The 8,431-nt window shown below is 65.0% G+C and carries 8 protein-coding genes; 6 read left to right on the forward strand and 2 right to left on the reverse strand.

What is annotated here, in order from left to right; genetic code table 11:
- The first annotated feature begins 167 nt into the window (after positions 1–167).
- A complete protein-coding gene (locus tag HZB86_10290) occupies positions 168–1,232 on the forward strand; it encodes a hypothetical protein (protein MBI5905914.1) in 1,065 nt (354 codons plus the stop codon).
- A gap of 6 nt (positions 1,233–1,238) precedes the next feature.
- On the opposite strand, the gene HZB86_10295 is transcribed toward HZB86_10290, so the two are convergent.
- The gene (locus tag HZB86_10295) at positions 1,239–1,505 is read right to left on the reverse strand and encodes a hypothetical protein (protein ID MBI5905915.1); all 267 of its coding nucleotides are present in this window, start codon (positions 1,503–1,505) and stop codon (positions 1,239–1,241) included.
- A gap of 20 nt (positions 1,506–1,525) precedes the next feature.
- A complete protein-coding gene (locus tag HZB86_10300) occupies positions 1,526–2,752 on the reverse strand; it encodes an acyl-CoA dehydrogenase (GenBank protein ID MBI5905916.1) in 1,227 nt (408 codons plus the stop codon).
- 126 nt (positions 2,753–2,878) lie between these two features.
- On the opposite strand from HZB86_10300, the gene HZB86_10305 reads away from it, so the two are divergent.
- From HZB86_10305 to HZB86_10325, 5 genes are all read left to right on the forward strand, one after another.
- Positions 2,879–3,760: a radical SAM protein gene (locus tag HZB86_10305; GenBank protein MBI5905917.1), complete on the forward strand. Its 882-nt coding sequence runs from the start codon at positions 2,879–2,881 to the stop codon at positions 3,758–3,760.
- Between the two features lie 292 nt (positions 3,761–4,052).
- A complete protein-coding gene (locus HZB86_10310) occupies positions 4,053–6,035 on the forward strand; it encodes a PAS domain S-box protein (GenBank protein ID MBI5905918.1) in 1,983 nt (660 codons plus the stop codon).
- Complete coding sequence (locus tag HZB86_10315) at positions 6,032–6,532, forward strand: DUF523 domain-containing protein (protein ID MBI5905919.1); 501 nt, start codon at positions 6,032–6,034, stop codon at positions 6,530–6,532. Before HZB86_10310 ends, HZB86_10315 begins: the two co-directional genes overlap by 4 nt.
- A 74-nt stretch (positions 6,533–6,606) precedes the next feature.
- The gene (locus tag HZB86_10320; GenBank protein MBI5905920.1) at positions 6,607–7,035 is read left to right on the forward strand and encodes a hypothetical protein; all 429 of its coding nucleotides are present in this window, start codon (positions 6,607–6,609) and stop codon (positions 7,033–7,035) included.
- Between the two features lie 157 nt (positions 7,036–7,192).
- On the forward strand, positions 7,193–8,431 hold a 1,239-nt coding region (locus tag HZB86_10325; protein MBI5905921.1), incomplete at its 3' end, for a PAS domain-containing protein.

Genomic DNA, 8,431 nt, shown 5'->3' on the forward strand with positions numbered 1-8,431 from the left:
GACAAGCTCGTCCTCTTCGGCGGGCATGCCCCGCTGGCGAACGCCCTTCTCGAGCTGACGAGAGGGAGCCGTTGAGGGAGGATCCTCCCGCCACCCTCGCGCTCCCCATTTCCTCGCACGGGTGGTAAGATCGGGTTGTCCCCACTTCATCGGACGGGAGGACGAGAATGGCTTCTTCCCACCCCGAACTGCAGAAGTACGAACGCGCCCTCAACCGGTACTTCCAGATCCCGGCCGCAAGCCGTACGACGCTGGACCGGGAGAAGATCCTCAAGGTCCTCGGCGTGGAGAACCCGCAGGAGTTCCTGGGAATGCACATCCCCCTGTGGGAGGCCAAGCTCGACGAGCTCCTCGATCCCACCAGCACGGACATGCTCCCGATCAGCATCTCCCACTCGTACGTGAACTGGGTTCGCGGGGCGATCCGCATGATGCCGCCGGGGGCCCGCGTCAAGATCTTCTCCTCGAAGCTCAAGGCCACGGGGCTGCGGAAATCGGTCCTCTCCATCCTCTCCCTGCAGGCCGGCGAGGCGTACAAGGATTTCGAGGTCACCGACGTCCAGCTGGTCGAGAAGGTCCACAAGGACACCCTGTTCAGCGTGAAGACGCCCGACCGGAAGGAGCACTCGGTCTACCTGTCCCGCTTCGGCTGCCTCGGCGAATACATCTACAGCGGTCTCCCGGGGCTCCTCGGGCTGCCGGCGCTCCCCGTCGTCTACCACGTCACTCCCCAGGGGGAGGAAGTGCTCCTGAAACCCAGGGAGCAGGGGATCAACATCTATCACGACGAGGCGGTCACCCCCGCCCGGATCCAGCGCGACGGCTCCTGGTGGGTGGACGGCGCGGCACGGCAGGACGCCCTGGGCGACTGCATCGGAACGGCGCTCCGGTACGGCCATTACGTCGCCACCCCGAAGAAGGAGGTGGTGATGATCGACAACATCGAGCTGTTCCACCTCGACGAGACCGACGTCCGGATCTTCGAGCCGATCCATGAGTTCCTTCCCAAGAAGGCGTTTCCGGAGGAGACGGGGAAGCGGTCGCGGCTGCAGCAGAAGATGCAGGCCGATTACGAGAAGGCGTACGCGGAACAGATGGCGGTCATCCGCAAGGAGTGGCCGGAGGTGGAGCGGTACCTGATCGAGATGCGCCGGAACGTCCACGCCTACTCGGGCGAGTCGTTCGAGATGGTGATGGGGCGGGTGAAGGCGAGGGTGTTCGGGAAACGGTAGCGGGGATCATTTCCCCGTCACGTCCTCCTCCCCCTCCCCGCGGGAGGAACGGCGGATGAACCAGCGCTCCACGAGGTAGAAGCCGGCGGGGAGGGCGCACGCCATCGCGAGCACCTTCCCCCCCAGCCGGACGGCCGCGGAGCCCACGCCGAACAGGTCCAGCAAGGCCTCCGCAAGCATCGCCCCCGCGAACATCGCCGCGAGCGTCCCGAAAAAGAGCGCGGCTCCCAGCAGCAGCCGCGATCCCGGTCGCGTCCGCCGAATTCCCGCCATATCCCCGCTTGTCGCGCCCACTAATCCCCGAAGGCGGCGATGCCGGTCTGCGCGCGCCCGAGGATGAGGGCGTGGATGTCGTGCGTCCCCTCGTAGGTGTTGACCGACTCCAGGTTCATCACGTGGCGGATGACGTGGAACTCGTCCGAGATCCCGTTCCCCCCGTGCATGTCCCTGGCGGCGCGCGCGATCTCCAGCGCCTTTCCGCACGAGTTCCGCTTGAGCATGGAGATCGCCTCCGGCGCGACCTTCCCCTCGTCGAAGAGCCGGCCCAGCCGCAGGACCGCCTGCAGGCCGATCGTGATCTCCGTCTGCATGTCGGCGAGCTTCTTCTGGATGAGCTGGTTGGCCGCCAGCGGCCGACCGAACTGCTTGCGGTCGAGGGTGTAGCTCCGGGCGGCGTGCCAGCAGAACTCCGCCGCGCCCAGCGCCCCCCACGCGATCCCGAACCGCGCCCGGTTGAGGCAGCCGAACGGTCCCGCCAGGCCGGACGCGTCGGGGAGCAGGTTCTCCTCGGGGACGAAGACGTCGTCCATGACGATCTCGCCGGTCTCCGAGGCCCGCAGGCTGAACTTCCCCTTGATCTTCGGGGCCGACAGCCCCTTCATCCCCTTCTCGAGGAGGAACCCGCGGATGACTCCCTGCTCGTCCTTGGCCCAGACGACGAACACGTCGGCGATGGGGGAGTTGGTGATCCACATCTTGTTCCCGCGAAGCACGTACCCGCCGGCGACCTTCTTCGCTCGGCTCTTCATCCCGCCCGGGTCGGAGCCGTGGTCCGGCTCGGTGAGCCCGAAGCATCCGACGATCTCCCCGGTGGCCAGGCGCGGCAGGTACTTCTTCCGCTGCTCCTCGGTGCCGTACGCGTTGATCGGGTGCATGACCAGGCTCGACTGCACGCTCATCGCGGACCGGTACCCGCTGTCGACCCGCTCGACCTCGCGCGCGATCAGGCCGTAGCTGACGTAGTTCACGCCCGCGCAGCCGTACCCTTCGATGGTCGGCCCGAGGAACCCGAGCTCTCCCATCTCGTTCATGATCTCCCGGTCGAACTTCTCGTTCCGGTTGGCCTCGGTGACCCGGGGGAGCAGCTTCTCCTGGCAGTAGCTGCGGGCCGTATCGCGGACCAGTCGCTCCTCCGTGGAAAGCTGGGACTCGATCAGGAGCGGGTCCTCCCAGGAGAAGGGGACGCGCCCCTTCTTTCCCGTTCCCTTTCCCGAAGGTGCTTTTGTAGTCGATCCCGTCATGGTTTCCGGCTCCTTGATCGTGCTGGGGGGAATAATGGTATGAGCATACCAGAATCGGGGGGAAAGTGCATCTGCCGGATCTTCCCCGGCGGGATGCATAATGTCGGTAGTCGCACGGAGGATGCCATGGAATACGACATGCCGCTGTTCCGGCCGCCGTCGGAAGCGCGGTCCCTCATCTTCCAGGTGACGCTCGGCTGCTCCTGGAACCGGTGCCTGTTCTGCCGGATGTACAAGACCAAGAAGTACCTCGTGCGCCCCTTCGATGCGGTGGAGCGGGAGATCGTGGAGATGTCCCGGCGGCATCCGGGCGCGCGGAGGGTGTTCCTCGGCGACGGCGACCCGCTGGAGGCTCCGACCGACCACCTGCTGGGGATCCTCGAGCTTCTGAACCGCCGATTCCCGTCCCTCGAAAGGATCAGCGCGTACGCGGGTCCGACGAATCTCCTTCGGCGGACCCCCGAGGAGCTCGCGGCGCTGAAAAAACGCGGCCTCGACATCCTCTACCTGGGGATCGAGACAGGGAACGACGAACTCCTTGCGAAGATCCGGAAAGGGGCGACGGCGGACCGGATCGTCGAGGGGTGCAGAAAGGCCATCGACGCGGGGCTGCGGATGTCCACCTTCATCCTGCTGGGACTGGGAGGCGTCGCGGGGAGCCGCGCGCACGCGAAGGATTCCGCCCGGGTGGCCAACGCGATCGATCCGCACTTCCTCGCCGCCCTCACCCTGATGCCTCTCCCGGACGCGCGGAGCTACGAGGAGGAGATCATGGGAGGGGGATTCCGCCTGATCGACCCGGTTCAGTCCCTCCGGGAACTGCGCTGGTTCGTGGAGGAGCTGGATCTGTCCGGCTGCAAGTTCGGAACGGAGCACGCATCCAACTACCTACCCATCCACGGCGCGGTCCTTCCACGGGATAAGGGGAGGATCCTGTCGCTCATCGACGGGGCGCTGGCGGAAGCGTCGCCGGCGAATCTCCGGCCGGAGTGGTCCAGAGGGCTCTGAGGTCCGGAGCAAGCCATCCCGAATCGGGTTCAATATTCCCGGTGAATCTGTCATGATGTAACGCGCGATCGGTGTTCCGAAGCCGATCGCGCGGATCTTTCCATTACCGGAGAATCACGGAATTCATCGTTTGCGGATACGTCGTTACACGTTTGTCGCCCTGGGCTTGTGGACTTTGGCCGCCGCCCTCCTCCTCATTTGGCAATTCGGCAATCATCAGCGGGAATCGGTGGCGGATGTCCCGCCAAGCGAACTGGTCTCGGTCGGAGTCCTCTGGCTGGTCGGATCCGCGATGATCTTGGCCGGGGGGCGGCGGACCGAAATGTACGTGGTCCGGATCGAGGAGTCTGAGAACGCCCTGAAAAGCCAGCTCGCGTTCCGGGAAGGGATCGTCGAGTGCGCGGCGGAAGGGGTTTGCGTCTGCCACGGCGTACCGGATCCCCCCTTTGTCCGTTTCACCGTGTGGAACCGGCGGATGACGGAGATGACCGGCTATACCATGGAAGAGATCAACCGCTTCGGTTGGTACCAGTCCCTCTACCCGGATCCCGATCTCCAGGCCCGGGCGATCGCCCGGATGGACCGGATGCGACAGGGGATCGACCTGAAGGGCGAGGAGTGGGAAATCACCCGGTCCGACGGCGAAACCAGGATCCTGGCCATGTCCACCTCCATCCTTCAGTCCGAAGAGGGAACCGTCCACGTCCTTGCGCTGATGCAGGACGTCACCGACCGCAAACGCGTGGAAGAGGCCTTGCGGGTGTCCGAGGAGAAGTTCCGGGTCTTGAGCGATCAGTCCCCGCTGGGGATGACGTTGATCGACGGCAAGGGCCGCTACGAATACGTCAATCCCGCCTTCGAGAAGATGTTCGGATATACCTTGCAGGATCTGTCGATCGGGAAGGACTGGTTCCGGGCCGCGTTTCCCGAGCCGGGGAATCGGAAGGAAGTCGTCCGGATCTGGAAGGAGGACCTGATCGCCGCCGGGATCGGGGTGTGCCGGCCGCGGATTTTCGAGGTCGCCTGCCGGGGAGGGGACCGCAAGACCATCCTCTTCCGCCCGGTGTCCCTGCTGGGGAACCGGCAGCTGGTGATCTACGAGGACATCACCGAGCGGCAGCGGCTGGAGGCGCAGCTGCGCCAGGCGATGAAGATGGAGGCGGTGGGGCGCCTCTCCGGCGGGGTGGCTCACGATTTCAACAACCTTCTGACGGTGATCATCGGCAACGTGTCGCTGGCCCAGGGGAAGGTACAGGCGTCCGATCCGGTCTCCGGGATGCTGCTCGAGGTGAACAAGGCGGCGGAGCGCGCGGCGCGGCTGACGCAGCAGCTGCTGGCGTTCTCCCGCAAGCAGATCATCGAGCCGAAGGTTCTCGACCTGAACGCGCTGATCGCGGACCTGCACAGCATGCTGGTCCGCCTGATCGGGGAACACATCGAGATCGCGACGGGCCTCGGGGAGGGGCTCGGGACGGTGAGGGTGGATCCCGGGCAGCTGGAGCAGATCCTGGTGAACCTCGCGGTGAACGCCCGGGACGCGATGCGGGAGGGAGGGAAGCTCCGGATCGAAACATCGAACGTGGAGCTGGACGAAGCATATTGCGCCGTCCACCCCGACGCCCGCCCCGGGTGGTACGTGAGGCTGTCCGTGAGCGACACGGGGCACGGGATGACCGAGGAGGTCAGGGCGCAGATCTTCGAGCCGTTCTTCACGACGAAGCCCAAGGGGAGCGGGACGGGGCTCGGACTGTCGATGACGTACGGAGCGGTGAAGCAGGCGGGCGGCTCGATCGACGTCCTTTCCGAGCCGGAAAAGGGCACGACGGTCCGGATCTACCTTCCGAGGGTGGAGACGGAGGCGGAGAAGGGGCAGGAACCGGGAGAGCCGCAGGAGCTTCTGGACGGAACGGAGACGGTGCTCCTGGTGGAGGACGAGGACGTGGTCCGGGGGCTGTGCGTCCAGGTGCTGGAACGGCTGGGGTACAACGTCCTCCAGGCCGGAAACGGCGCCGAGGCGATCGCGTTGGCGAGGGAGTTCGGCGGGCGGATCGATCTGCTCCTGACCGACGTCGTGATGCCCGGAATGAACGGGGGCGAGCTGGCGACGCACCTGGTCATCCTTCATCCGGAAGCGAAGGTGCTCTTCACATCCGGATATACGGACGATGCGATCGTGCAGCACGGGGTGCTGGACGATGGCGTGTTCTTCATCGGAAAACCGTACACGCCGACGGCGCTGGCGAAGAAGGTCCGCGACGTGCTCGATCGGAAATGACCGGCGGCCGGAACCGTCCCGCGATCCCCGCCGTCCGGATCCTGGTCAGCGCCTGTCTGCTGGGCGAGAAGGTACGCTACGACGGGGGACACAAGCGGGACGCCTTCCTCGCGGACACGCTCGGGAAATCCGTGGAATTCGTCCCGGTCTGCCCGGAGGTGGAGTGCGGCCTCCCCGTTCCGCGCGAGCCGATGCGGCTGTCCGGCGATACCGCCGTTCCCCGTCTGCTGGGGATCGAAACCGGCTGCGACTACACGGATCGGATGACCCGCTGGACCACCGGGAAGATCGCCGACCTTGCCCCGCTCGGATTGCGCGGATACGTCTGCAAGAAGCGCTCTCCGAGCTGCGGCACGGGAGACGGGCTGTTCACGAAGTCCTTCCGGGAACGGTTCCGTACCCTCCCCGTCATCGACGAGGCGCACCTCCGGGACCCCGCCCTGCGCGCGGCGTTCCTCGAACGGATTTTCGGGATTCCCCGGTCCCAACCGGATTAAGTCGTCCCTCCGCCCGGGCATCCGATCCGCGCCTCCCCGAATCTAACCGGTACCAGGACGGCGAGGAGGGGGGCATGGAGATTCTCAGGTACGACTCCCGAAGGTTCTTCCTGTTCGGGATCCGGTTCCTGTTCGGGTCGTGGCTGCTGTACGTGGGCGTTTCCAAATGGGTCTTGATGGGGTCCGGCACGTTTGTCGGCTACATCACCGGGCAGTTCGACAAGACCTGGTCCCCCCACGGCCTGAACGTGCTTCTCGCGTGGCTGATCCTCGCCGCGGAGCCGGTGCTTGCCGCGCTGATCCTGTCCGGTTGGAAAGCGCGTGCCGTGTGGACAGTTACGTCGTTGCTGATGTTCCTGTTGACCGTCGGTCAAACCATCCTCATGAAGCCCGACGTCGTCGGTAACTGGCAGTTCCTGGTGCTGGTCCTCGCGTGCGCCGCCCTGAGCGATCCGGAATCCCCGGATGCGGGGCCATCGGTGCAACCGGCGCAAGGGGCGTAAACGTATACTGTATACAATTAAGATCCGGCGCGGTATGATGCCTTCCTGGGGATCTTAAGCCGCACCGGAGAATTCCGTGCGAGGCAACGGAATCGAATCTCCCGATACCAGTTTCGAAAGTATCCGTCCGTACAAATTCCTGATAGCGGCAATCGTGGTGGTTCCGCTCGTTCTGTTCGGCACCATCATGTGGCAAGAATACCGTGTCGAGCTCCGGACCACCCGCCAGGAAGTCCTGCGCACCACGGAGATATTCCAGCAACACGCGCTGAACGTGTTCGAAACCCACCAGCTCATCGCGGAGAACGTCAACGACCGGCTGCGGGGGATGAGCTGGGACGAGATCGGTCGGTCCGCCGGGATCCGGGCGCACCTCGTGAAGGTGCGCGATGTCTATCCCCAGGTGGTGGCGATCTGGCTGGCGGACTCTTCGGGGATCGTGCGGAACGCGAGCGAGCCGTTGCCCGCGAAACCCGTAAGCGTCGCCGATCGGGACTACTTCCAGGCGCTGCGGACGTCCGATGCCGGCATGTTCGTCGGCCATCTCGTAACCGGGCACGTGACGGGAAAAACCGATTTCAATCTCGCCCGTCGGCGGGAAGGCGGGACCGGCCGCTTCGACGGCGTTATCATCACAAGCGTGCATCCTGGGTATTTCAGCGAATTCTGGAACCGCTCCGCACGGCATAGCGACTTCGGCACCGCCCTCGTCCGCGGCGACGGGAAGATCCTTGCGCGGGCTCCCAGGCTGAATCCGGCCGTCCTGACGCTTCACCCGTCGAACGAAACCTTGAAGGCGATCCGGCGCGGCGAACAGGATACGTACGTCGGCATGTCGAAGAGCGATGCGACGAAAAGGATGTATGCGGTCCGCAGGATCGGCAATTTGAACGTGTACTTGGTGAACGGCATCGGCATGAAGGTTATCCTGGCGCACTGGAAGAAGGACCTTGCATTCTACGGAGCAGTCTTCGTGGCGGCGACGGCGGCCCTTCTCCTGTTGTCCCTGCTGGCGCTGAAACAGACACGGGAAGCGCAGCGTGCCGTACGCCACTGGCAGGATCTGGCGATACGGCTGAAGGAGAGCACCGGGGACCTCCGGATCATCACGCAACGGCTCCAGCTCGCCACCGTGTCCGGTCGCCTGGGGATCTGGGACCTGAACGTTCCGGAAAACATCCTGATATGGGACGACCGGATGTACGAGCTGTACGGGCTCTCCCGGGATGTCTCCCCGGGCGGGGTAGGGGCATGGGAAGGCAGTCTCCATCCGGACGACCGGGATTCGGCCGTGGAAGCCTACATGGCAGCGCTTCGCGGAGAGAAAGGGTACGACACCGACTTCCGCGTAGTCCTTCCGGGCGGATCGGTCCGGCATATCAAGGCGATGGGCGTC

It is taken from the genome of Deltaproteobacteria bacterium, from assembly GCA_016234845.1.
Taxonomy (GTDB): domain Bacteria; phylum Desulfobacterota; class Deferrimicrobia; order Deferrimicrobiales; family Deferrimicrobiaceae; genus JACRNP01.